General features: G+C 59.9%; 10 protein-coding genes and 1 pseudogene. 6 read left to right on the top strand and 5 right to left on the bottom strand.

The features are described 5' to 3' along the window. The first annotated feature begins 58 nt into the window (after positions 1–58). Genes K359_RS0100130 through K359_RS60990 form a run of 3 tightly spaced genes read left to right on the top strand, consistent with a single transcriptional unit; the run spans position 59 to position 2,433 of the window. Complete coding sequence (locus K359_RS0100130) at positions 59–1,240, top strand: toll/interleukin-1 receptor domain-containing protein (RefSeq protein WP_029077501.1); 1,182 nt, start codon at positions 59–61, stop codon at positions 1,238–1,240. Then, complete coding sequence (locus tag K359_RS0100125) at positions 1,237–2,058, top strand: hypothetical protein (protein WP_035975751.1); 822 nt, start codon at positions 1,237–1,239, stop codon at positions 2,056–2,058. Before K359_RS0100130 ends, K359_RS0100125 begins: the two co-directional genes overlap by 4 nt. 60 nt (positions 2,059–2,118) lie before the next feature. Continuing rightward, positions 2,119–2,433 (top strand): hypothetical protein, encoded by a 315-nt coding sequence (locus K359_RS60990; protein WP_156928286.1) that lies wholly within the window; start codon positions 2,119–2,121, stop codon positions 2,431–2,433. 54 nt (positions 2,434–2,487) lie between these two features. Here the strand turns inward: K359_RS60990 and K359_RS0100115 are convergent, their stop codons facing one another. From K359_RS0100115 to K359_RS0100090, 5 genes and pseudogenes are all read right to left on the bottom strand, one after another. Further along, positions 2,488–4,779, bottom strand: a complete 2,292-nt coding sequence (locus K359_RS0100115; RefSeq protein ID WP_029077498.1) for a hypothetical protein — start codon at positions 4,777–4,779, stop codon at positions 2,488–2,490. After that, entirely contained in the window at positions 4,776–5,597 is an 822-nt protein-coding gene (locus tag K359_RS0100110; protein ID WP_156928285.1) for a hypothetical protein, read from the bottom strand. The genes K359_RS0100115 and K359_RS0100110 overlap by 4 nt, the downstream gene beginning before the upstream one ends. Further along, the gene (locus tag K359_RS0100105; RefSeq protein WP_156928284.1) at positions 5,570–5,953 is read right to left on the bottom strand and encodes a hypothetical protein; all 384 of its coding nucleotides are present in this window, start codon (positions 5,951–5,953) and stop codon (positions 5,570–5,572) included. The genes K359_RS0100110 and K359_RS0100105 overlap by 28 nt, the downstream gene beginning before the upstream one ends. A gap of 530 nt (positions 5,954–6,483) precedes the next feature. Further along, positions 6,484–6,767 (bottom strand): annotated as a pseudogene (locus K359_RS64200) (DNA ligase); the annotation flags it as partial. 510 nt (positions 6,768–7,277) lie between these two features. Next, the gene (locus K359_RS0100090; protein ID WP_156928283.1) at positions 7,278–8,030 is read right to left on the bottom strand and encodes a polysaccharide deacetylase family protein; all 753 of its coding nucleotides are present in this window, start codon (positions 8,028–8,030) and stop codon (positions 7,278–7,280) included. 463 nt (positions 8,031–8,493) lie between these two features. Here K359_RS0100090 and K359_RS0100085 point away from each other — a divergent pair, with 463 nt between their 5' ends. The 3 genes from K359_RS0100085 to K359_RS0100075 all read left to right on the top strand — a co-directional run bounded on the left by K359_RS0100085 (position 8,494) and on the right by K359_RS0100075 (position 24,028). Further along, positions 8,494–9,441 (top strand): hypothetical protein, encoded by a 948-nt coding sequence (locus tag K359_RS0100085; RefSeq protein ID WP_029077494.1) that lies wholly within the window; start codon positions 8,494–8,496, stop codon positions 9,439–9,441. 206 nt (positions 9,442–9,647) lie between these two features. Then, positions 9,648–17,348 carry a methyl-accepting chemotaxis protein gene (locus K359_RS0100080; RefSeq protein ID WP_029077493.1) on the top strand — a complete coding sequence of 2,567 codons (7,701 nt, stop codon included), beginning with the start codon at positions 9,648–9,650 and terminating at the stop codon, positions 17,346–17,348. Positions 17,349–17,350: 2 nt separating this feature from the next. Further along, positions 17,351–24,028 carry a hypothetical protein gene (locus tag K359_RS0100075; protein ID WP_029077492.1) on the top strand — a complete coding sequence of 2,226 codons (6,678 nt, stop codon included), beginning with the start codon at positions 17,351–17,353 and terminating at the stop codon, positions 24,026–24,028. Positions 24,029–24,374 lie beyond the last annotated feature (346 nt).

Raw genomic sequence — 24,374 nt, 5'->3', positions numbered from 1 at the left:
GGGACAAAGCTTTAGGGATGAGACATAATGCGTGGAAAGCGGGGGGGCGGAGCTGAACATGGCGGTTTCGACGAAACCATTCCTTGCCATCTACGTTGCCTGGCATCCGAGCTTAGCCGATGGAGCCCAGATCGGCCGGCGCCTGTTCCAGCATTACAGGCGCGACCTTTATCAAAATATCGCAGGCGGGTCCGGCGTGCCCGTACTTTATCGTTTCGAACCTTTGAGCGGATCGAAACTTCCGCTTGAAATCGACTTTAACGAGGCTCAGACCAACGCCATTATCCTGTTGGTGGACAGCAATTGGACCGAAGACGAAGCTTGGGCTGAATGGGCTCGACACCTTTCCGATAGGGCCGATGCCTCCGGGCTGACGACGCTCATTTTCCCGATAGCGATCGACCCCAGCGGCATCAAAAATGCGCTCATTCCTGATCAAAGCGTTCGATGGTTCGAGTGGTCTGAAGAGGCTGTGGAGACGAAATATCGACGGTTGACCACCGCGCTGTCGTACCAGTTCTGCCGAATGCTTCGCCAGTATTTGGAACACTTGAAGCGTCCCGAAGTCGACGAGCCTGATCTTATTGCCTATTTGAAGCGCGTCGACGTCTTTCTAAGCCATTCAAAACACGACGGCGACGGCACCGCAATCGCGTTGCAATTCAGAAAATTCGTGCAAGACGGCGGCTACGACGCGTTCTTCGATGTCTTCGATATTCCGATCGGCCTCCGTTTCAACAAGGTCCTCCTTGAAAAGGTCAAAGTCAGCGCGGTTGTTGCGATACATACCGATAGCTACTCTAGCCGCGAGTGGTGCCGGCGCGAAATGATCCAAGCCAATATGTTTCACGTTCCGCTCGTAGTGGCGAACTGCATGAAGGACGTCGACGAACGCGGGTTTCCGTACATGGCGAACGTTCCCATCGTCAGAATGGATCCGGAAAAGCGGGACCGCATTGATGTCGTTGTTTCAAGATTGATGGACGAAGTCCTGAAGGATTTTCTTTGGCGCTGCCGAGTTACCCTTCTCTCCGTTGCGGCGAGCAAAAGCACGTCTTTTCTGCCACGACCTCCCGAACTTATCGTTTTGACGGCGATGAGATCGGCGGATCCGCACGCCGACACGCTTATCTATCCTGATCCGCCTATCGGCGCCGAAGAGCTCCATCTATTCCAGCTCGCTGCGCCCGGAGTGAAGCTACTGAGTGTTACGGAATGGCTCGCTGGAGCAGCAAAATGAAGACGCCGCTACTGAAGGATCGGTGCATCGCGATTTCGATATCGAACAGCCCCGACATGGCGGCCCGCGGTCTTGGCAAGGAGCATCTGGAAGACGCGATGTCGGAGATAGCTCGTCATCTGATCGCGAGTGGTGGGACCGTGGCGTACGGGGGAGATTTGCGTCCGGGCGGCTTTACTGAACTATTGTTTGAGATCGTCAATAGATACAGATTGAATAGCGATAGCGACAAAATATTGGTAAAGAGTTATCTCGCTTGGCCAGTACACGCAGTCATGAGTTCCGACGATATCAAAAGGATGCGAAGCGGACTTGAGGGCCTAGCGTCGATCGTGCTGCTATCCGCTGACGGAGCCGAGCTCAAACTGGAAGATCGACCGTCGGAAAGTCTGCCAGTGGCAGATGCCGAATGGGCGCCGGCTCTTACGGCCATGCGTGAAAAGATGGCGTCGCAAGTGCAAGCAAGGGTAGCTTTGGGAGGGCAAACCGCCAAATACAAGGGCAGATTGCCGGGCATCGCCGAGGAGGCACTGATTCAATTGAAGCGCGGAAAACCTCTCTATCTGCTCGGTGGCTTCGGCGGGTGTAGCGCCGACCTTGCCATGAAAATGGGCCTGTCGAGCTCGACCGTCCAGTTCGGATCTTCGTCGTGGCCTGGCCTTGAAGAATTCGAGAAGTTCGGCGCATCCGACCTCCGCAATGGATTGACGGTCGAAGAAAACGGCCGGTTGGCGGAAACGGTCCATGTGGATGAGGCGGCGGCATTGATACTCCGTGGCCTGTTGAAGGCCTCAAAAGCTAGGTCGCGGAAGACTTGATGCGCTCCGTCATTTCTTGCGTTTTGGCGGCGTTACCGGGCATGGACGTGCTGAAGGCGCTTGACTGAGCGCTTCTTCGCTTCAACCGTCCTTTTTTTCGCAGGAACGCTCAACGGAGTGCAGCACGCATCCGACTCGCAGTTCATACCTGGGAGCGAAAGACTTCATCTATCATTGTCCGCGCCGCTTTCGACCTTCGTCATCGGCGGATCTCTTCGCATCAACAATACCGTCATCGGCGCCGGAGGGTTCGGTATCGTCGAAGCCGGAACGGTGGTTAAGTTGAAGAGCGCATTCGGCGTCCTGACATTGTTTTGGTCAGAAGGACCTTCGACTTGGCTGGATCACGTGGCCGGCGAATTTTTCGGGTTCTGAACCGCTTACGTAGCATTGGCGAAGGAATGCTGAATTAGGATGGGGCGAACCACCTTACTCTTGCTGACTTGCAGCTAATATCCTGTCGAGGAAGAACTTATATTCTGCGCTATCAAAATCGGTCATGACTTCTTCGTAGATTAGAAGATTACGAAGCAGTTCCTCTGCCTCAAGACCCGCTTTGACGCGCGCCCGCTCGTCTTTTTCAAGGACAAATCTGAGCACCTTGATGAAGACGTTGGCGGTATAAGGTAACCGGGATCTCTCGCTCCATTCTCTCGATCTGTTTTCGAGTTCTTCGAGGTCCCCCGCGAAGCTTTCCTCGCCAGCATCTCCTCGTAGAGAGGAGTCGATCCAAATAGAAAAGAGCGCCAGTGCAGCGTTTATCGACGCGATTTGCAGTCCGATCCGCTTGTGCAGTCCACCTCTAACTGCGCTTCGACTATCGACGAATCGGTACAATTCGTCGGCTTGTTCCGCCAATAATCGGCTGGTTTTCCAGGTCTTCGCAATCTCGGAGGATTGCGTTCTCGCAAATTCAGTGCCGCTCACCAATTTCATTTTGTACGCAGCAACACAAAACAGAGCAGCGCTCTCGGCTGCTGCGCGCAGCCTTCCCAATTCATCTTTTATCGACTTGCAGTACGCGTCCGTAGCGTCCAGAAGGGATCGGGCGCGAGCCAGTTCTACCGGCGACTTCATCGTGAAGCGTAGCGCCACGGCGCAACAATAGCGTGCTTCGTTCAGCATCGCCTCGTTTCCGACGTTAAGGGCTTCATCCATAGCCCGCTCGGCGTAAGCTCGCGCTGAAATCCAATCCTCAGCGGTGAGTGCCACGCAGGCGGCGAAGAGCAGGGCGACGTCCTTGTCGCCTGGATCAAAGCCGTCGACCCGGAATTCGGACGTGTCGGAAATGAGAGCTTCCAGATAATCGTTGATGGAAAGATTACCGACTAGACTGCGGAATATCTGGGGTCGGATGACCAAAGGCGCTCGACGCGCTCCGAAGGCCGGAACGTTTCGCGCACGCGCACGCCCATCGTCCACGAATTTCTGTAGAATTCCGGCTACCGAATATCGCGCGTGGGCGACATTAAGGTCGTGTACGACCGAACGAATTTCCTGCAAGGCCGCATCGACCACGTTGCCGTTCGATAGTACATTGACGATCTGGACGAAGTGCTCGGTGTCCCGCCGCGCAATGTAGCTCGCGTTCAGAGCGAGAGCTTGAGCAGCGGCGCGCGACCAAAGCTTTCTCAGACTTTCGATTTGCGTCGTGTCCGACGATGGATCTCCAGCCATTCCGGCCACTGCGACTGAGCTGTTCAGATCCTGCGGCGACGGATCCGCAGGGCCGGCCCCCAGACGATCGCCCCGCAGCAGTCTCTCCAATGCCTTCTCAATTTCAGGAAAAAGCTCCAGCCTGCCTACTTCGTTTCCGCCCATTGAGCCTAAATTCAAAAGGGGCACAAATTCGGTCGGCTGTCTTAGATGAAGCTCAATTGGCCGTCTTCCTGCCCGGATTTCCTTTTGCCGATATTGAAGATAGGCCACGTGTATTGCAGAGTCGGAGGTTATGAGCACATAACGCTTCTCCGGTCCCCGGTAGTCTTCCCGTTTGCTGAGCTCCATGACTTGTACGATCGAGCGTGCATCGCGTACGGTCTTCACGGCAGTGCGCTTTGGCGCGGCCGTTCTGATAGCGACAGTCCAGTCTGCGACATGTTGTGGGTTGGGGTGAAGCAGACTTCTGTCGAACCAGGTCATGGTGTCAGCACGCTGCAACATGTCGCCGCCGAGAAGCCTCCGAAACTGGACCGCCTCCGACACCGGTCCCTGAAGCAGGTCGACCATCGATCTGGGCAGCAATTCGGAGCATTTCATCATGAATTCGTGCGTGTTCAGGTCCCCGTGACGGTAATTGAGGACGAGATCGTCGAGCTGATTTCGGTACGTTCCTGCCGAGGAAAGATCGGCGCCTGCAGTGGCGGCCCATCGTTCGCCGTTACGTTTGATGGCAGCAGCCATACTATGAAGTTCTTCGTAATGGTCGATACTGATCAGCATGGGCAGGCCGCGCTGTCCCGGAAGATTGCCGGAGAAAAGAAATTCTGCCGTCATTGTCAGCGTGGCAAAGGCTTGATCGTCCTGCAGCCAATCATTGAAAGGACCAAGAAGTTCTCGGTGGGAGGCCGGATCGGTGAACATCGCCACAACGTTGGCATCCGCGAAGTATACGATTTGACCACCCTCTGATGCGAATTCGGCGTCCTGCAGATTGAGGCGCATGCTGGCGCGCAGCCGTCGCGCCCCCTTCACATATTTGGCTCGCTCGGGTTGGTTCATGATCCGACCGCATTCAAGAGCGAAGCGCGTGCCACATCGGCGTCCTGGCTCTCTTCGCTATTGCGAACGCAGAATTCAATCCATAGACGCTCCGTCGACGCGGACTTTCCGGTACCGAAAATATCGAGCTTAAAGCGCTTGCCGCCGTAGCTCAACATATAGTCGTCATCCGTCATTAGCAGCCGTAGGGGTGAGCCGGGAGACGACACCATGGCATCTGCAGCTTTCTGCAGATCTAAATCGGCGCATTCAACCAACACGGCAAGCAACTGTCGGATGGCTGAAATAGTCAGGCTTAAGACGGCTTTCGACAAGAGGCGCGGCAACAACGGGGGCCTTGCGTCTGCAAAGAACCAGACTCTCTCGGCAAGCTCCTCGGCGATGTTTTCGTAACCGATGCTTTCGCTGGTTCGAAAGGAAAGCATCACTAGACCTTTAACGATCTCTGCTTCCACGAGGGTGATTTTTTGCAGGCTCTGTTGGGTGAACAAAAAGTAGATTTCGTCGAGCTGCTTTCCCAGCGTGCTATCTGGGCCGACCTCCGCAAGGAATTCGTTCCGAAGCGACGTGGCACGGCGATATCGCTGCGCCTTGATCGCTGCCCTGACGGCGCCTCTTCGCGCGATCATTCCTTCTTCGTCGCTCGCCGGCAAAATGCGTGCGACGCGTTCTTCGAAAATGGAAACCTCATGAAACGCGTCGTAAGCAGCCAGCCCTACCTTCTCGAGATATTCGGCTTTTCGGATCGCCTCGCTGACGATCGGATAGATATCGTCGATTTCCTCTTCCATCAGTTGGCTAACCTCAATTTCGTCCATGGGACGCTCAACTCGACAACGCATGCCGCTTTAGCGGACGCAACTAGGCACAGGCTGACCTGTTCGAGTTTGCGCCTAATGCGTGCCTCATCCGATTTGCCCTCTGCGATCCCACTGATCTCCAAAGCGACACGAGCCGCACCGGGTCCGTCGTTCAGCAGCCAATCGGCGCTTTCCTCCCGCTGCAAGCGTCTCCGGATCTGCCATTTTTTAGCTATTCCAACGAAGGCTAACGCGATGGCCTCGGCAGCTTCTTCGGTTATCCTGTTGTTGTCCAGTTGCTCTAGGGCATCTGTGGCGAAGCTAAAAAAATGAAGCGTGGCCTGGCCGCTGTCGTCGCCGTTGGAAACCTGCAAACTGACTCCCGATCGATGATGAGCTCTAGACAGACCCGCCGACGCATAGAAGTGGAACGTCTTAGCTTGGCCGGCCGGCATTCGCGGATGTAGGTCGCGCAATTTTCCAAGCTCAAGTTTCACGAGCGCAGGCCTCTACGTTCGAAACCTTGTCGGTAAGACGGCGGCATGGCGGTCGGCCCAATAAGTGAGAGGAAGGCCAATTTGCCTGTCGGTTGAGCCGCTAGGAACTAGGGATACCCCCAGATGTCCAGGCAATTGCCTCTCTTTTGGCGCTTGTGCTCTCGGAGCGGGTTCAAGGGAATCGGGTTGACAAACCGCGCCTCGTTAGAACGGATATAGAACAAAATCTAGAGATGTCACCATTTGTCGCCTTGTTACGTGGAATTCGATAGAGCCGCCTATCCGCACGATGCCGAGATGCTCGTCGACGCGCTGCCGACACCGGCGGGGCTCTGAAGCTGCTTGTTCAGCTTACGGACACATTTGCGCCAGTCGGATTGGTTGGTTGGGAATGTCCGCACTCGCCGTGCCCCGTCACGGGGAACGGTCTGCGGCGCCGTGTAGCCCGCGATTACGACCTCCTGCCGCTGCGCGGTTTGACCTTTAGCCAATCCGCGGACCGGCTGGATGCGTACGGGCTGTCGGCACGCTTGGCCATGACGCCTTCGAGGTGCATAGCAGCTTCGCTTCGTGACGCAGGGCATTCTGCAGGAGCTGGAAGTGCGAAACTCCGTTTGCGATGACGATCAGCTCGCCGTCGATCACCGCGTCGCCTTTGACGCCTTCGAGCCTTGGCGATTTCGATGTAGGAGCAGCAGACCCTGAAACGTACGCCCCAACGCGCCTGTCGGCGCGCGGGGCGAGGTAGGAACTTGGACTAGCCGGCAGCGTTGGCCGATATCGAAGTCTTTGTCAGTTCATAACTAACCGGCCAAACCCTTCCGCTGCCTCAGCTTCCTTATGCGGACGAGACTACCGCTACCTCCGCGGCGCCGGCGGATCGTTGCACCGGACTTCGGTGTTACTCCGCTCGCACTTCACAAAGCACATTGCCTCCCTCCGTCCGTCCAGCGACGTGCATAGCAATGGAACACCAGGGTCGTTTGCGCTCTTGCATCGGCAATCAGCGGTCGACTTCTCGCATTGCCCACTGCAGCTGCATAACGCCAGACCATTGTCCGACTGGCATCTGTCCGCCCTCGCCGGCGGCGACCACATGACGATGCAGATTGCCAGCGCGACATACGCCGGGCCGGCCGTCAGACGCAGTGGAGACTTTCGCATAGGAGCGCTCCCGATATTTCGGCTCTTTATTGACTGACTACAAGGAGTTTGGAGGGCAGGCATCGTCCGTTGCTTTCGCCTTGCTTTGAAGAAGGGAGGAAACTTCCGCTGATGTCGTCAGAAACTTGGGGGTATGACCTTTTCCGCTGACAGTCGTACTGATGACACCAATGAATGCATCCAGACTTTGGGCCGTTATTAGCTTTATGTCGTGAAACAGGTAGATCAGCTCCGTCACTCCGGCGGCAAGCTTTTCCTCGGTTTTGGTTTTGAGCGCTGCCGATACGGAAGCCTTGTTCGCCCCCTCGGCGGTGTCCGTGCTGTCGATATCCCAGTAGATGTGCTTGAGGCTGCGCGTCTGATAAACGCTCATGCAGGCAGCGTTTGTGTAGCCGAACGTTGCCCGTACGAATGCCGGATCATTGCCGGTAATGGCCTTGAGACTCTGCTTGGCCCGCACCATGTCCGAATCCGGACCGTTGGTCGTACCGGGAAGATCGGCATTCTTCGCGACGCGCGACTTGTGGCAGCGATGGTCCTCCTTGTTCCCGTTGTGAATGGCAAGGACGTGCCCGTCGCTGTGGGAACGGGCGCCGATCTTGGCGCCGTTCGCGCCCTTCAAGCGGTTGGGCACTTCCGTCTGAATGAAGAAGGCGGCCTTGTAACCCTTGGCTGACAGCACGTTCAGGACACGCTCCGTCCTGTTCTTCTCGTCGGGCCCGCCGACGGCATCCAGGACGTTGTTGTCGGGACCATCGTCAAACGTAAGGGCAATCTTGATATCAGCCATGAAGGTCTCCAGTAAAATCTGCAACTATCGAAAATAGACGGTCTCGCCTCAGCGCCAGCAAACCTGACGCCCGCCTGTTGCCAGCGAACTACTTTCCTCCTCGTTCGATCCGACCGCAAGCGTTCGCACGGCATTCGTGAATGCCAGGCCCCGACCGCTTGTATCGCTATCAGCCGAGGCCCTCGCTCAAGGAATGTCGCGCCGCAAGGCAGCACGTCGATGCGACGGAAGGACACAGCAATCGCGCGCCGCCTACCGCTTTGCAGCATGACGGGTGCAGCCGCACAACCCGCACGGGTGACGTCGAGTGCCTGTTCCCCGAACTCAACCTGGACTAGTCCGCCACCGGTGGTTGTCTGGCCATGGCCACCATCTTGCTTTTCTACCGCGGATGCGATTACTATTTCTGCAATGTTTAGTTGAAGGCATATTTTATTTTAGTGCGTAAACGGGGGCGTATTAAATGGATACTCCAGTTGGAAAGGTCTTTGGCGGCTTCATCGCGATCATCCTGCTTCTGCTTTTCTCGGCGACGACATTCTACATCGTCTTCTATGTGATCAAGGCGTGTTGGGCCGTGGGAACCAGTTGCGCTGTGAAGCCCGAGTTCGGCGACGGGCTTATCTACGTCGTCACGACGGTCGGCGGCCTGGTTTCGGCATTTGTCATTGCCAAGCTCAGCGTGACGGAACCCGGAAAAGTGCCGACGGTCGGCGTGGGTGATACCGAAGCGACAACGGCCGCAACATCCGTTGCGATCGCCTACCTTCTGGGCTGGATGGCGACGGGCCTCGCCGCGCTCGTGATCGGCGTCATGGCCTATCCGAAATCATTGCAGACACTGAGCGATATCGGGACTACCTGGCTCGGCCTCGCGGTGTCGGCGGCCTACGCTTATTTCGGCATTACGCCGAAGTCGGCGGGCGATCGGTCGTCGATGGAATCGGCTCCGACGTCGTTGCTCCCCGATGACCTGACGCAGGGGCAAAAGGTCCCCAACGCGTCCGAAACGGCGACCTGCGGCGCGATCGCCAAGAAGATCAAGCGAACCGACCCCGAGTTTGCGACGCTGGTCTCCAATCAGAACGCCAGCATCGTTTTCAAGGACGAGGAAGGCACCGGCGCCGACCGCATGATGTCGACCCGCTTGCAGGCCAAGCTCGATGCGCTGGCTTCGCTGGTCAGTGCGGAATGGGCGGGGGTGAAGCTTCGCGTGACGGAGGCCTGGGACGAGAATGACGAGCACTTGCCCACCGCATTGCACTACGAGGGCCGGGCAGCCGACATCACGACGCAGCCGCCGGATGGCGCCAAGCTTGGGCGCCTTGCCCGGCTGGCGGTGAATGCCGGCTGCGACTGGGTGTTCTACGAGGACACCAGCCACGTGCATGTGTCGGTCAAGAAGGCCTGAACTGCCGTCGACCCACGCACCGAAGATAGAGGGTGGCCGCCGTCGGGCGGACATCGCGCAGCGGCCGACGCAACGGTCCGTTATCGACCCAGTTTTCTGATCGCTCGGACTTTCGCGTCACGCTTGAGAAGACGACGCGACAAGGACTCTGTCGGAGGTAGGCGCTTTATTTTCTGTTTTTTACGTTTTGGGCCGGGGGTTGCTCGATGTTCTTGATATTCAGGCTGTACGGCAAATTCTGTTGGCCGCCGACCGCGCAGTTTCACGACGACGACGAGACGTCGCGGCAGTCCGGCATCGTCGAGGTTTACGCGGCGCCAAGGCAGCAAGCGGCCGATAAATACACGGCACTGTTGCGCTGGTTTCCAACCGATCGTGAGGCCGATCCATCCCCCCCTTGCCTGGCCGATCCATGCCCCCCCGGCCTAGCCAAGCCGACGGACCATCTCTTCGATCTCACCCCGCAAGGCGCGGCAGACTGGTTCAGCACCAGCACGGGCAACGACTGCGCGATATGGCTCGACAGTAGCGGTGCCGCGGCGGCCGGCGCCGACCAGGCGTTCGTCATCTTCCGCGGCGCGTTCCTCTTCGAGCAGTACCGGCGGCCCAAGGGCGATAAGGCGGCAGGGTCGGCCGACCTCGAGGTGCAGTGGCCGCTGATGCGCCGCTTCGCCTATGCCGACAATCCGGTTTTCTCCTCGCTCGGCATCTACGGCAAGACCCATCCGCTGCTTCATCTGGGTCTGCATCTGCCGCTGCCCGTGCGCCGGACAAGCCTTCCGGCGGCCAGCCGCAAGAACGCGGGCGCGTTTCCATTCTCGGCGGTGCTCGATCTCAAGCCGAAAGCCGCGGGCGATTGGTTCAAGATCGACCGGCTATTCGCCGGCTGGAAGGCCAATGACGGCCTGCCGAAGTTCGACGTGCCGGAGAAGACCTGTTTTCCGTTCCGCGGCGAGAACAAGCCCAACAAGGACAACATGCGCCTTGGCTCGTTCGGATTTGCCGAATACGGCAAGACCGATAGCAATTTCGCCGTTTATGGCCTCGACCGGCCGACCACGCTGACCTATTGGCCGCTCAACAGCCAGGCGCTGCGCCAGGATATCCTTTGGCCCTACGGCTTTGCGCTGGACTACAATGATGACGATTGGCTGCGGTCAGCCAATATCGGGCTTGCGGATTCAAGCCTGCGCTTTTCCCTCGCGACAGATGGAACCGGCGCGGACCGGGGACATTCCAGTTCGCTCATCTATCGCGCCTCGGTGATCCGGACCGGAGTGAACAACCCGGATTCCGGAGATTTTCGCGGCGACACCAAGGGACTGCGTCTGCGCCTGGCCCGCGAACTCGGCGGCCGCCTGGCAGATGGCATCCATTATGGAGCCGACGAGACCCCCAACGAGGAGGACGCAAGCAAGGTCGACGGCTGGATCAGGATCGGCGCCAAGCATCTATCCGTCGATTGCGAACTCGCCTGGGAGATTTCACGCCGCGACATCTGGACGACCGATCCCGATTCCGACTGGTCTCCCACCGTCAGTATACGCCTGCACTGGCTCGAGCCGATCTCGGCGCACAACGTCAAAGCGGCAGCCGTCAACGCGGACACCGAATTTCGAAGTGGGCTGCTCGCGCACGCCAACCATTCGCTCGGCACGGTCAGGGACTCGCTCGAGTGCGGCGAGGCAGGACGTCCTCATTCCTTCCTGCCGGACCTGTCCGGTCCTGACGGAAGTTCGAACATCCGCTTCTGTCTTTATGGCTCGCCGCTACCCGCCTCTTTCAAGGACGGAATGGTTTCATGGGGACGCTCGGCGCCGGGCGCGGGAGAAGCCGGCTGGCGACGGCCATCGATGCGACTGAGCATCGCCAACCCGGGCCAGCTGATCCAGGGGACTGACGAAAGCAAGCCTGGTGTCACGAACTTCAAACTGGTGCTGTCCGCTACCGGCCTGACTTTCTTTCAGCCGAAGCCGGCTGCCCCTCCGCCCGAGCTTGAATTGACCCTCGAGCACGACGAGGACTGGCCGCCGCAGGCCACCGACAGCGTGGAAGACGGCGAGCCGTTCTTTGCGTCATTTAAGGTAACCACACGGCCGAGGCTGCAGGACGAACAGGAGAGCTGGCATGGCCGGCTTTCATCGCTGCAGTTTCGCGGATCGACGAACTATCCGACAACATCGCAGCGCGGCCATCTCAGGATCGGCGGACGAGGCGCGCATCTCGGCCTCGGTGACGGCGCCCCGTTGCTGCCCTATCCCGAAGGCCGCATTGCGACGGAAATCAGCCTCGCTATCCCGGCGTCGATCATCGAGCCGATCGGCGTCGACACCGCGCGTACCGACCGCAGCGGGCGTCCGGGCCCGCTACTGATCCAGCTCGACCCTGCGGCCGTGGGCCCGACCAGCGACAACGTGTTCTGGCTCAAGGCGACCGAGACCCTGTCGCCGACTCATGATCGCAAGCTTGTCGCCTCGATCATCGAAAACTCGCAGCAGACCGGAACACGCTCCTACGTCGTGCTCTCGTCGGAGCCGTTCTCGATTTTCCGCTATACCCATCAGCCGCTCTACGCGCGCGGCACGGTCGATACGGCGAATGTCGCGTTCTATTCGGACGACGACCGGATCTGGCAGTACCGGCGAACCTCGGATCTCTACCACTACGTCTTCCCGCCGCAGGTGGTCGGCGAAAGCGCCGACAAGCCGCGACGACTCGAACTGCATGATCTGCTCGTACCGGATCCGAATAATGAGAACCCGCCCACCCCGTTCGTTCCGCACCAGGACGGCGAGGGCAAGAATATCCTTGATGCGCACAACTATCGCCAGGCCGGCGCGAAGAGCGATCTGCAGCGCCGCGCGGTTGAGTTCCGCCTGACGCCGTCCGCAGAGATGTGGATCCAACCGAGCGACGTCCAACGTGGCTATTTCATGCCGGAGGCGACGAGCTACGAGATTTTCCGCCAGCGCGGCGAATATGGACTTGGCGCGGCTCTTGGATATTTGCGCGCTGAATTCCTCTACGGCTTACCGGTCGGAATCGATGTCAGCAAGGAACGGTCGATCGCCCGCGGCGCGCGTGTCGCCGAGATCGAGGCCCTGACGGGCAAGCCGACAGGCCCGGCGCAGCCCGGCTCGGAAGCACGGGTTTCCAGTCGCTGGAATGCGCTGCGCAGCGCCATCGCCCGGCGTCCCGAGCGTCTGGAGATCTGGGCGCGCGATATCGATTCGGCTGTCGACTTCACCCCGGCGCGCTTTACCGACGGTGTGCAATTTGCCCTGCGCCACACGGCGCTGCATCGCCCGCCTCTGATCGACCAGACGCCGGACAGCGGGGTCGGGGAAACGGCTGACGACTACAAGTCGTTGCCGCGCGTCGGAGGGATCGCCGCCGACAAGGCGTCGATCGAACTCCAGAACCCGCGCCACCATCCGCAAGGGCTGAGCGGCGGGGCGCTGTGGCCGGTCGAACAGCTGAACCTGTTCAAGACCCTGCTGCAGGTGCCTCAATCGGCCGGCGGGACGATCGAGGCGATCGCGCTCTCACCGACCGGGGGCGACGCGAAGCAGAAAGCCCAATTCCTCGACGGCAGGGTCACGATCATCAGCGAGACCTATAACGGCTACGTGCAGCGTCAGCAGGTCGAGGTGCTCGGCCGCATCTGCGCCTTCTGGCATCGGGCCAAGCACGTCGTGGTCTACGAGCGCACGGTCAACCCTTCCGCGCAGTTCGCACCGAAGTTTGAGGATGATAAGCACCGTACGCGATCCCGCCGGCCGATCCTGCGTAAGGTCCGCGAATATATCGAGCTCCTGCAGCCGGAACGCAACTATCCCGATTTCACGATCGCCGAACAGCGCAGCGCCGGCTTCCTCGAACGCGTGCGATTCAACTCGAAGATCATCAATGTCGACAGCGCATGGGCGCACGACATCGAAAATTACGGCTGGGAGATTCCGCTCTGGAACCGGCAAAGCGCGCGCGAGCGGCCGCAGGTCTACCCGATGCCGGACGTGGCCTTCGTTTCCACCGCCGAGGGCGATGCCGAAAAACCTGTCGTCGCGCAGGAGTGTCTCGATCCGGACTACCTGTACTTCTACGCCGATGTGAGCCCGAACGCCTCACCCGATACCGACACCTGGCAACCGCGGCACAATCTCGACTTTCCCAACATGCCGGCGGCGCATGACATTGCCGTCGAAGTCGACAAGAAATCGTCGGACCAGCCCGAAGCCAGCGAACACGAAAAGCGGCGTCCGCCGGTCAGCCGCATCCTTCCCGGCCTGCGTCGTTTCACCTGGCGGCTGGCACCGGCTGCGCAGAAGGTCGCGGTGAATGCGGGGCGCGCCGGCAAACCGGTCTATGCCGGCCTCGACAGCGTCTCCTTCATGCGGGCCACGCACGCAAGGCCCAAGAATCTCGCCGAATCCGCTCCCAAACTTTCGAAGGTCCTCGGGATCGTTGGCGGGTTGGCAGGCAAGCCGGAAAGCGAGGCACTCGCCGCCTTGAGGTACTGGGGCGCTGACGGACAGAACGCTGGCTCTGACGGTGCCACGGCCTTCTCCGACAGCATCTCGGCCCTCAATGCCGCGCTTGGAGCCGGCAACCTTGCCGCCCTCAACGATGCACGAAAGAAACTGGATGCAGCCTGGACAGGAAGCCTCAAGAACGACCTGAAGAAGTTCATTCCAGGCGACGTGGACAAGTTCAAGGGCTTCGTGTCGGAACTCAAGGCGGCGCCGGCGCTGTGCGAGAAACTTAAATCGGACGCCGTCGAAACGATCCAGCGCAAGGAACTGCTGGTTCGCACGGCCCTGCACGATTGGAGCGGACTGCTTGACGAAATCCTGAAGGCACTCGATCCCTACAGGACAACGTCCAAGACTGATGTCATCAATCAGCTCACAGACAGTGCGGTCAAATACATCCGTCCGCTCTTCGACGAGGCCAGCAAGGACGTCACGCGGCTGCAGGAGGGCGTCGAGAAATCGAGCGCCATTGTCGCGGATGTCGAGGCGGAAATCGAAGCGGTCGTGGCCCGCGCGCGGCAGCGAATCGCGCAGTTCGTGCACGGCTACGACCAGACCAAGCCGTGGTCGGAAGAACGGCGCCGCTCGTTCCGCGCCGGCCTGACGGCTGCCGTCAGCAGTGTCGGTGACGACATCGTCGCGGCGATCGAGGAAGCGCGTCAAAGGCTGGGTGTCGAACTCAACGAGGTCAGCCAGGCCATCGGCGGGCACATTGCCAAGGCGCTCGGACAGCTGGCGGCTTTGCAGGCCGGCGCGCTCGGCGAGGTCACGAAGGTACACCGGCACGTCGATCAGTTACTCGGCAAGATCGACAAAATTCTCGAAGGTTTCGTCAACGCCGGCGGAACCGGCCAGATCGACGATGTCCTGACCAAGATCAAGAATAGTGGTGTCAGTGCCGGCCTGAAGACCCGTGCAGAAACGGCCATCACCAATTTGAAGACGGCCGTTGCGAAGGCGAAGGCAGCGGCCGGCGAAGCCCGGACACAGGCCGCGGCCCTCGACCAGCGCGCCGACCAGGCCGCAAGTCAGGTCACGGATCTGGTCGCTGCCGTAGGCACAGCGATCAAGGAAATCGGCACTTCGTTGTCGACCGAACTCGGCGAACTGAACCAGGTTGCGATCGAACTCACCAACGAGGCGGCCACCGAACTTTCCACGGAAGTCGACGGCCTCCTCAACCTCGTCAACGAGGAGATCGCCAACATCATCGACTGGCCCGAAAAATGGCTCGTCAAGATCGGCACCCAGATCGACGCCGTCGTTACGCCGGCCGCAGCATTCCTGGATTCACTCCTACTCGAGACCAAGGTCGAGTTGAGTGCCATCCCGGCCGCGGCCCTGCCGGTGATCGATGATGCAAAAGCCCTCCTCCAGTCCGTGCAGGTCGCGCTCGCGCCAGACGCGCTGCTTGAGGGCTTCGTTAAGAAAAAGATCATCAGGGCGACGCTGGATCAGCTCTTCTTATCGTTGCCGGAGACGATCAAGGACGTCCCCGAGGTCGACAAGGCCATCACCGAGGCCGTCGCCACGATGCGCTCGCAACTTGCCCTTTTCGTCGACAAGGTCGGCGAGCTCATGCGCACTCTAAGGAACGAAGCGCTGACGGGGATGGAGCAGGTTTCCGCAGCATGCGGCCAGGTTGCGGAGGGCATCGCGGAAGTCGAGAAATACTTCAAGGAGATTGGGTCGGATGCGGCTACCTACTTCGAAAACAAGCTGAAGGCCGCTTATGGCGCTCTCGAAGAGAACCCGACGTTCCGGGACCTGCAAACTGCGCTCACGGACTTTCCCAAGGATGTAGATCAGTTGGTTTCGGCTGCGAAATCGTTCGATCGCTCGGTGCGCGGTCTGCAGAACGACCTCTCGCGCGCGCACGAAACGGCGCGCGCGTATGGTGATCGGGTCTTTGACCAGTTCAGCAAGCTCGACGACGGCGGCCTGCTCGCGGCCCCGAACAACGTCCTCAAGCTCTATTCGGCGGTGACCGGTGCGCCGGAACTCGCCGCGCTAAAGGCTGATATCGACCGGATCCGGTCTGACTTTGATGAAATCGACAACGTCATCAAGACGACCCAGGCTAACGCGCTGTTCAACCGGCTCAGTGACGAGCTGAAGGCGCTCGGCCTGTCGCTGCCGTTCGACAAGATCAGCGACCAGCTGTTGCCTGCCGATCTCTCGAATTTCGATATCGGCAATGTGTTCCGCAATTTCGGTGGCGCCAAGCTCAGCAATCTCCTGAAGGACTACAAGATCCCGGAAGGCGTCAGCAATGCGGTACGCGTCACCCACGATTTCGACAAGAAGCAGGCGCGCGCCTGGGTCCAGGTCGATATCGATGCGCCGATGGGCGGCCGCCGCAGCCTGTTCTCCGTCGGCGTGTTCAAGGCGGACTTCGTCGACATGCACCTGACCGGTCAGGTGCGCCTCGAAGCGTCGAAGGACCAGGACAAGGTATCCGAGACCGGGTTCGGCCGGGTCGGTACGACGATCGATCTCGTGGTCGGCGGACAGTCGATGGTGCAGTTCGAGAAATTCGGGCTGAGCTTCACCCGCGAGAAGGGCCTCGACGTCGAGTTCGATCCAAAGAACATCCGGCTCAATCCGACATTCAAGTTCATTCAGGACTTCCTGTCGGCCCTGTTCCCCGACGACATCGGCGGGCTGACGGTCATCAAGGAGAACGGCATTCCGGTCGGCCTGCAGCACGACTTCGCGATCCCGCCGATGGCGCTCAATTTTGGTACCAGCGGCGTCTCCAACATCTGTATCGCCAACCATTTCAAGTTGTTGGCGTTCCCCGACTTCATGCTCGCCAACCGCTTCAACCTGTCGTCGGTCGAGCGTCCGTTCATCTTCTCCATCTTCATCATCGGCGGAACGGGCTACATCCAGATCGACGCGGAGTACCGGCCCTTCGACAATGAGCTGATGGTTTGCGTCGAGGCAGGTGCGGGCGGATCGGCATCACTCGCGTTCGCATTCGGCCCGTTCTCCGGACAGGTATTCATCACACTGTCGGGCACCCTCGCCTACCGCAAGGTGATCGGCAGGCCCGGCGGTGGCCTCTCGATCTCGGCGGTCCTCGTGATTGCCGGCCATGTCAACGTCGCCGGTATCGTCACGGTCGGCATCGTGCTGATGCTGCGCATGACTTATCGCGACAACGGCCAGATCGATGCCGACGGCACCCTGACAGTCGAAATCCGGATTTCGAAGTTCTTCAAGATCACGGCGCGCGCGCAGGCGAAATACAAGCTGCGCGGCGGTAAATCGGAAACCACCGTTTCCACGAGCGTCAGCGGTCAGGTTACCGACGAGAGGTTGAACAAATTGCAGAAGGCCGCCGAAAAGCTCGAAGCGGCGAGGCATTGAAAATGACGATTTCAAAGTACATCCATTGCCTGGTCGACCGCGAACCGACCGCGTTTCACGCGAGCGACGACGACGGATCCAAGGCTTCTTTCGCGGCCAATCTGAGTTTCGAGGTTCGCACCGACGGCACGGCCGCCGATCCCGAGCAGGAAGCAAAGGACGCGGCGCTCGCGTTCAAGGATTTCCTGAAAGCCGTTCGCGACGTACGCTTCCAGCTCTACAAGGTCACGGATCCGGATCCGGGAAAAATCGAGATCGAGTATGACAAGAAGATTACCGATCTGACTTCGGAGCCGGTCGCACCTGCGGATCCGGACGCCGTTTATAATTGGCTCGAGCGGGAGCGGAGAGCAGCGCCGATCGAGCACAACATCGACTACTGGGCGACGAAGGCCACGACGGAATGGCTCCCCGACAGCGCCATCAACGTCGATGTCATCGGTGCGTCACATCGCCTTCGGGCCGCGCAGGCGTGGAATGCGCCGGTTGCGCACAAGTTCAGGCTGACCCACATCGTTCAGCTGCCGGTCGCCGCCCTGACGGGTGACGGCGTCGTCGTATTGCCGTTCTTCGTGGACGACCCCGAGCAGCAGACATTGTCCGGCAAGGCGCTCGGGACTGATCCGCTCGCCGACGAGGCGGCCTGCACTTTCGACTATAACGCGAAGGGAGACGTCGGCGCAGTCACCTGTTACACGTCGATCGTCGCCAAAGCATCGCCGCTGGATTTGAAGGGGATCTATCCCGGCCTGACACCGGACGGCTATTTCGAAATCGATCCCGAAGCGCCCCAGGTCCACCGGCTGCTGACATGGTTCGAGCTGCGTGCCGCCACTCTGCTGTCGGCGAACGCCGCGCTCGCTTCGCGCGCCAGCAATCCGGACGATGATCCCGCGTTTGAAAATCGCTTTGGTGTGAGCACCGTCCAGGTCACGAAGGACGGACTGCCCGTTGAAGTGACCTGCTGCTCGATCGTCTGGTACGTCGTGGCAAGACTGCTGTCCGCGCTCGACAACGTAGTGATCGGCGCGCTGAAGCCGCTCACCGTGCCGGCTGAACCATTCGGGTTTGACCCGCACGCCCAGGGCGAAGTGCTTGCGCCGCTTGTGTCGGCGATGCTCGACCAGTTGGAGAAATCGCTCCCGGATTCAATCATCGATCCGGGCAACGTCGCGCTTGCAATCAGGAAAGCCCTTTCCCGTACCAGCCCGCTGATTTCGAACCCGTCCGGCGCGAAGCCGACCCGGACTGACGTCGTTCAGGCATTGCGCAAGATCTATGACATTGAGGCGCCAAAGAGTGAAGAGCCCAAGGATGCGCGTGAATTCATTTCGTTGACGCTCGCCTGTTACGAAGAAGCACGCGACAAGCCAGAGATTGACAAAGTCAAGCCGCGCGCCCAGGTGCTCGCCTATGCCAAAACCATCACGGATAAAGCCGCCAAGGCTCGTGCCGACAAGGGTGGTGCCGACAAGGGTGGCCTGGCCAGCAAGGTGTCGACGGCGCTGCTGCAATACGAGCAGCGGCTGGTCGACGAGGCCGGTACAGAAGCCGCGATCATCAAATTGTTCGAGACGGCTGGTCCATCTCTGTCAACACAGGTCGGCGAGCAATATCTACCGCTCCCATCCGACCCTGCGGAGCAAGTAAAAATCAAGGGCGCGGTCAAAGCCGCGTTCGAACAGGCGTGGCCTACCTACCGCACAGAGCTCGCCGGCAGCTTCAACGGCGCCGAAGCCGTTCGCAGATCCGCAAGCGCATCCTTCGTTCGCAGCCTGCTGGATTTCTCCTCGCTCGAACCAAAAGCCGGCAATACGTCGTTGCTGGTGAAGAATCTGAACAGCAGCGCGTTCTTCGCAAACCGGGTTACCGGAACTCCGACTCCGGCCGGCGGATGTTTCGATGCACATGCGGCTTCCGTGGTCCGCGCCGATGCCGACATGCTGCTGCTGACCACCGCACCCGACGGAATTCCCGCAGGGGAATTGCAGGGCCAGATCGATGCCCTGCTGGAGTCGATCTACGTACATCTCGAGGATGGCCTCCACGACTTCCTCGCGCCGGCCGCATCGTTCTCGGATCCCGACGTCCGCTTCATTCCCGACAGCACGCCGCAGCCGATGGCGATTGAGGTCGCGGGCAATATCGACGGCGGCAAGATCGACGCGTTTTCCAGACACTTCAACGGAATCGGCCTGGCAATTCAGCGCGGCGATCTCGGCACCGGCGACGATAGCTGGGCGCATACGCATCTCGCCGATCTAACCTGGACGCTTCCGACACCGCCGCCACCGGGCGGCGAGTCGCAGGACCCTCCGCCTGACATTACAGCGGCCATTCATCCGATGCTGCCTGCCATCAACGATGGCCGCGGGCCGATGTTCATCGAGTATAACGGATTTCCGTTCGCCGACCGGGCCCTCGAGGAGAGCATCGTCGGCAACGACATGGTCGCGCGCGATGCGCGGCGTCCGTTCTACGTGCAGGATCCGCACGACGCCGCGGACCGCCACCCCAGGATCCCGCGGCTTGCCTATGGCCGCACGTTCAAGACCTTCAGCTTTATCACCAGCAACGCCGGTACGTTGCCACGCCGGTTGCAGGACGAGGGCACTCCGCCGTGGACGCCCCACTGGAAGATCAAGCCGCCGCAGGATTCTGCCGGCAACGAGGACCAGACGGTCATCGCGAATGTCGATTATCAGCGCCGCACCGCGATTGCGCAGATGTCGGTCGTCGAGAACACTGCGGGCCGGCCTGCACGTATCGGCGCATTGGTCGACGGGGTGATGCCGCTTGCGGCCGACTACCCCCGCGTGGGCCTGCACGCCGAAGCGCGCATCGATGGCGTACGCGACCTGCTGCGCGATTCCGACGGCCGCGGGTCGATGGTCGCGAGCAAGACCTGCGAATGGCACATCGGCGATATCAAGATCAGCGGCCAACCGAAGACGCTCACTCTCAACGTCTTCGAGGGGACCGCGAACGAACCTGACAAGGAGCCTGGCTCGAAGGGTGCCTCATTCGTTATCGGCAAGGGATTTGCCAGCCTGTCGAACATCACGATTCGTATCGTGTTCGAGCTGGACCCGGGAAATTGGCCCAAGCGTTGGCTCGAGTTCGAATGCGACGGGGCCAAACCGGAACGGCGGGACCTTAAGGCGGGCGATGAATTCAATGGCTGGCTGCGTCTTGCCCTGAAGACCGACGACGATCATTCGGCGTCGATGTCCTTTGCCAATATCGGCTCACAGAAGAGCGACAATGTCAGCCAGCCCTTGCTGATCCTCGCGCCGGACGAGGACGCATGGAAGGGTGGCGTCGAGCGACCGGTGACTACCACCGTTACGACACCTCGGGTCAGCTATCTCGATTTCGAACGCTGGTTCGCCAATGGCAGCCTGTTTCTCGAAACGTTTGGCAAGGAGCGCGGAGACGATCCGAAGAATAACGCCGGCGTTATCTTCATGAACGACCTGGCCACCGCCTATGCCATGAGAAAGTTCGATGCCGACCTCGCCAGGAACCTCGAGAGCTTGCCCGATCCGGCGGTCGAAAAGATCCGGCTCGAATTGGTCGCACTCGATGACCTCACGCAGGCAACGATCGCGCCCGTTGGGGCACAGCTGCACGAACTCGGTGGCCGGTTGGCAGAATTTGCAAATGCGTATGCCGCCAAGTCCAATGCGCAGACGAAAAAGTTCCCGAAGTGGTTTCTCGATAATCTGCTCAAACCTCTCGACAAGGAATTCCGCTTTGGGGTCACGGTCCAACCGGGACCACTGGCGCTCACGCCGATAAACCAGCCGAAGGCAATGAAACGGACGGCGTCAGTGCCGGCCGGAATGGTCGCCCGTTTGTCGATGGACACCATGGTCAGGGCAAAGCGCTTCAAGAGCGACGGTCATCATCCGTCGGTCATCTATCGAGGCCTGCTGCAGTACGCGTCGCGCAACGTCTATGATTCTTCCGAACCACTCGCGGAGCCTACTCACGTCATCTTCCCCGCAGCGGCGCTGCTGGCAGAGACGATGTACGACGGTATCGAGAAAGATGGCGCCGGCGCGATCGCTCTCGCTGCAGCGGTCATCTCCGCCAGGTGCATCGATCACGTCCGCCGCTTTGAAATCGTGACAGGCATGCCAGCGCCTGGCGAGCAGCGGGAGAAATGGCGCCTGCTCGGCGAAGTCGATGTGATCACTCAGCGCTGGCGGCCGAGCGGACGGCCGATCTACCACCTCATCAACCCCCGCGAGCCCGATTTCGCCATCGACAAGAAGCCGTCAACCGAATCCAGAAACCAGCCCGCCCTGCCCTTGAACCTCGACATGGCCGGAAGACTGGCGCAGTTCGAACTGGAGGCATTCTTCGATCGGTCGGATGTCGACGCCCAGACCGTAACGCAACAAATGGCACCGCTGCCGGCCAGCACCATACTTCAGGATCATCACTGGAATCCGGAATCGGCAACTTACTTCCGACACCGTTTTACCTTGCGTTCGCGCTACGCTGGCGCCCTGCTTGAGCGGGACAGCCGTCAGATCAATGCCTGGCGCACCGCCAAGCTGGAGACCCAGGCCCATGGCTGGACGATGCGTGTGGCCATGCTGGCCGATCTTGCGCGTATCCAGCTGACGCGGCCGCAGTTGCGCGCACTGATCCCGCTTACGACCGCGCCGGGAGGCGAAAGGATCGACCGGCCGGCGCCACCGGTCGCGGCAATCCTGCAGGAACCGCCCTATGCACGCGGCGGCCTCGCCGATCGCATCGCCACCGAGGTCAAGACTGGCTTCGGCTACGGCTTTGAGAATGATGTTGACCCTCTCGAAATTCGAGACGCACGCAAGGAAGCGGGCCGCAATGCGCAGCTCGATTATCGTGCTCTCGGCAGCGAAACCGCGCTCAGCCTCATGCTGCGCGGCGAAGGGCCGATCGGCCTCACCTTTGACAACGTGGACGCGCCGGCGCCGGCCTTTCCCAACTCAATGTTCGTACTCAAGCCGGACGTATTGTTCGGCAGCAAGCCACCGATCGAGGAATTCTTTGCCGGCGTCACGATGCGCCGCTACATCGATCCCGCATGGACGGGAGCGGGAGGCAACAACAGCAACGGGCTCGAGGCCGAGAACGCCTGGTGGATCGATTTCGATCAACGGGATTGGAAGGTCAACAAAGAGACCGACCTGCTACGGTACAAAGTCGAAGGCCTGGAGGGCTCGATGCCGCTTCTGGCTTTCAGGCAAAGCTCGGACAAGCAGCACATCGAGCTATGCGCTTCCATACTGGCCATCGATGGCTTTTCAAACCCCGGGCGGGACTGGGTTGCCGTCGCGACGGTTACCCTGGAACAGTTCAGCAAGCTCTCCGCGCTGCATCAGCAGGTAGCGCCCGCTCGCCACGCCTTGTCTATTTTCGTCCGCACGGGTTCGGCAAAGACCGAGCGCGGCGAGATCAATACCCCCCAGGTGGTCGCGGGCTTCGAATGGTCGTCGCCCAAAGAGAAGAAGGTGAAGGATGACGCAGGCGGTCCCAAGGAGGAGCCACGTCCGCCCTCCGTGCGACTCGAAGCTACTTCCGCAAGCGCCTTCCAGACGATGGCGAGCGGATCAACGTTCCTCCGATGGACCAAGACCGGGCGCGATTTCGATTTCGTTCATGTTGCCGAACTCGGCAACAACGAGTGGAAGACAGGTCCCATTCACGTGCGCGAGCTGACCGCGAAGCTTAACCACGACAACCACGAATTCCTTACGTTCCATCGGACCGGATCGCCTGCGGACAGCAAGGCAGTCTGGCTATGCTCCTCGACATTCGCCAATCCTGCCCCGATCCACGTGCATCGACACGTCGGCCTGATTTCGTCGCGTTTCCTGAAGGAGCTTGGCACTCCTGTGGAGGTGTTCTGCCGCACCTCCGCCGATGCCGACGCCGCATATCAATTGGTCACAATGGAGGGCAATCTCCGGCTGAGCGATGGCAAGATCTTCAAGCCGCAGGAAGAAGTGGTGCGCATTGTTGAATTCGAGACCCCGGCAGCGGTCCTGTGCGCGGAGGGACCGCAAGTTCCGCAAACCTACAAGCAAGCCTATTTCGACCTGCTCTCGACCGGATTCAAGTTCGAGCAAAACATCGGTACTGTGCAACTGCACTTCCGCTTTGTCGGCCCGCCGGCGCAGATCGCCAAATTCACCGAGATACGGCTCAACTTCTGGCGCAATCGCAGTGGTGAGCTCAATCCGTTTCGTCTGCCGGTCAAGTTCAACAACCTGCCTTCGAAGTTCGCGGTCGGGCTCAGGCTCGCCTTCAAAGGCTCGGAAACGGCCAGAACCTACGACCTGCAGATCATCTACTCCGACGGAACCCTCGCCACCTCGAGCGGGCAGTTTGCTGAAGCCGATCAGTTTCCTTTGGTCGCCGCCACGAACGCGGCTCCGGGATTCTTCGTTTCGATCGACGGTACCAAAGGTGGCTCCAGCGAATTCTGGTCGGACGTCTCGATCCTGCATTCGCCGCGGGCGCTTAAACCGGGGATCAGCCCGCTGGAATTTGGCTGGCTGTTCTCTCCGTCGGGTCACGGCGAGCCGACGGACAGTATCAGCGCCGCGGGTCTGACGAACATGGTAGAAACCCAAGCCCGAGTCATCGCGGTATCCCCGCCGGTTCCGATCATTAGTCACTGATCATCTGCTGTCGCGGCCTGCAGCAAGGGGCAGGCCGGAGCCCGCTTCGTAGCTGCTTTAGATGGCGTTCGGAGGTGAGAGGGTTGTCGCACTAAGTCACTGATTTCGGACGACAATATTACAATCTGGCCGGGAATCCCTCCCTCTCGGCCACTTTAAAGCGGCTTCAAGAAAGCCCCGTAAATTACGGCTTTTCGCACGCCCGGATTTGCCGGTGTAGCCTCCGAGTGTAGCCCCAAAGCCCACCTCGTTTCGCACATGCGACGCGCGCAAGCAATGGACCTTGAAAGCTGGTACCAGCCTTAAGTTCGCCTGCGACGCCAGACGGGCCGCCGAGGCCCGGTCA

This window comes from Bradyrhizobium sp. th-b2 (assembly GCF_000426785.1).
In the GTDB taxonomy this organism is placed as follows: Bacteria; Pseudomonadota; Alphaproteobacteria; order Rhizobiales; family Xanthobacteraceae; genus Bradyrhizobium; species Bradyrhizobium septentrionale.
This window is presented reverse-complemented; position numbering and strand designations above follow the sequence as displayed.